Raw genomic sequence first — 1,985 nt, 5'->3', positions numbered from 1 at the left:
CACGGAAATATGGGTGGGGTGGGGTGGTTGGGGGGCTGACGCTATGACTCAGTGGCCGACGGGCGGACGGACTCAACGACCGTCGGGCGGAAGGAATCAGTGCCCGACGGGCGGCTCGATGCACCCGGTCTCCATGAAGGGCCCGTTCGCCTTGACGCCGTAGTCGGACTTCTGGACGAAGGCGGTGACGCAGGCGCTCTTGCCCACGTGGAGCCCGATCATCGCCCCCTCGGGGGTGACGTACTCGTTGTTCTCGTAGCGTGAGTACATCTCCCGTACGTCGAGCTCGCCGCCCAGCAGCTTGCCCTGGGTGGTGACCCTGCGGACCTCGTACCCGAGTTTCTCGGTGAGCGCGGCCCGCACGCTCTCGGGGTCCCACTTCTTCCCCTTCCAGAGTCGCTTCAGGACGGGATCCATGCGGGCGACCTCGGCCTGCGCGGCCTCCGCGTCGGCCGCGGACATCTCGCCGGGCCGGCGGTAGGCGTTGTTGTCGCCGTTGTGGGGAGCGCCGTCGACGGCGCCGGGCTCTACGTAGGGGGAGGCGCCGGGGCCGGTGCTCGACGAGGTCGACGGGGTCGAGGGGGCCGACGGGCTCGCCGGAGAGGTCGCGGCCCCCGGGGCCGCCTCACCGACGGTGCCCGGCCGTTCGTCGCCGCAGCCGGTCAGGGTCAGGGAGAGGGCGGCGCCCAGCAGGAGCGCGCAGGGGCCGAGGCGTCTTCGGCGGTGTCGATCGGAAGTGGTGGGCATGCCCATGACTGTGCCACGAGCGACGAGCCATGGGCCACGGAGGAAGGGCAGATGACCGACTCTGCAAGGATTGTTCGATGCACACCGCACGACCGCGCACCGCACGACGGCGCACCGCACGACGGCAGTACCGCGTCCTCTTCGTCACGGACCTGGCGTACGAGGCCAAGGGCCGCCGCTACTGCGACGAGGACATCTTCCTGACCGCCCGCCTCCGTGAGGACTTCGACGTGGCCCTGTGCCACCCGCTGGACGCGGCGGCCCTGATGGAGACCGGCGCCTTCGACACGGTGATGGTCCGCAACAGCGGCCCGGTCCTCAACTACCAGGCGGCGTGGGACGACTTCAGGGAGCGCGCGGCGGCGTGCGGGGCACGCGTCCACAACCAGCTGTCCGGCAGGGCGGACATGGTGGGCAAGCAGTATCTGCTGGATCTGACGGCCGCCGGCTACCCCGTGATCCCCACGGTGGACGACCCGAGGGACGCGGACCGCCTCCCGGTCACGGACACGTACGTGATCAAGCCGAAGGCGGGTGCGGACTCGATAGGCCTGGAGTTCGTGACGCGGGACGCCCTCGCGACGGCTTCCGCGCCCGCGGGTCCGGGCAGCCTCCTGATCCAGCCGCGCATCGACTTCACGTACGAGGTCTCGTTCTACTTCGTGGACCGCGCCTTCCAGTACGCGCTGCACGCCCCGTCCCCCGACCGCCGCTGGCATCTGGAGCGCTACGCCCCCACCCCCGAGGACCTGGGTTTCGCCCAGCGCTTCGTCGACTGGAACACGATCGACCACGGCATCCAACGGGTCGACGCCTGCCGCACCCCCACGGGCGAACTCCTCCTGGTGGAACTGGAGGACCTGAACCCGTACCTCTCCTTGGACCTCGTCGACGAGCCGACGAGGGACGGTTTCGTGAGCGCGCTGAAGGGTTCGCTGCGCAGGCAGCTGGAGGCGGACCGCGCGTAGCCGCGGAGGAGTCAGGGACCGGTCCCGGGGACCGGTCCCGGGCCGCGGTCCCGGGGCGGGGGGACTCCCGAGGGTTATCCACAGCCCACCCCACACATCCCCGGACTGCGGCACCCTGAGCGGATGGGGGAGCCGCAAGAAGACCAGGGGCCGGGGCTTGCCCAGCCGACACCGGTGCCGCAGCATCCACAACCGCATCCGCATCCGCAACCACATTCACATCCACATTCACATCCGCAACCACATCCGCATCCGCATCCGCAACCACAT

2 protein-coding genes are annotated in these 1,985 nt (G+C 70.0%); one reads left to right on the top strand and one right to left on the bottom strand.

Going from position 1 to position 1,985, the window contains the following annotated elements:
• Positions 1 to 96: 96 nt before the first annotated feature.
• Positions 97 to 747, bottom strand: coding sequence for a hypothetical protein (locus tag AOK22_RS41190; protein ID WP_055703252.1), 651 nt, complete (start codon positions 745 to 747; stop codon positions 97 to 99).
• 77 nt (positions 748 to 824) lie between these two features.
• Between AOK22_RS41190 and AOK22_RS38310 the strand changes: the two genes are divergently transcribed.
• Positions 825 to 1,715, top strand: coding sequence for a hypothetical protein (locus AOK22_RS38310; RefSeq protein ID WP_055703251.1), 891 nt, complete (start codon positions 825 to 827; stop codon positions 1,713 to 1,715).
• Positions 1,716 to 1,985: the final 270 nt, after the last annotated feature.

Source organism: Streptomyces silaceus, assembly GCF_001419745.1.
Lineage (GTDB): Bacteria > Actinomycetota > Actinomycetes > Streptomycetales > Streptomycetaceae > Streptomyces > Streptomyces silaceus.
Note: the sequence above shows the minus strand (reverse complement) of the source record. Positions and strands in the feature narration are given on the sequence as shown.

Excerpts from the sequence above, each read along its gene's own strand:
- AOK22_RS38310 (WP_055703251.1), top strand. The coding sequence starts at position 825 with ATGCACACCGCACGACCGCGCACCGCACGACGGCGCACCGCACGACGG.
- AOK22_RS41190 (WP_055703252.1), bottom strand. The coding sequence starts at position 747 with ATGCCCACCACTTCCGATCGACACCGCCGAAGACGCCTCGGCCCCTGC.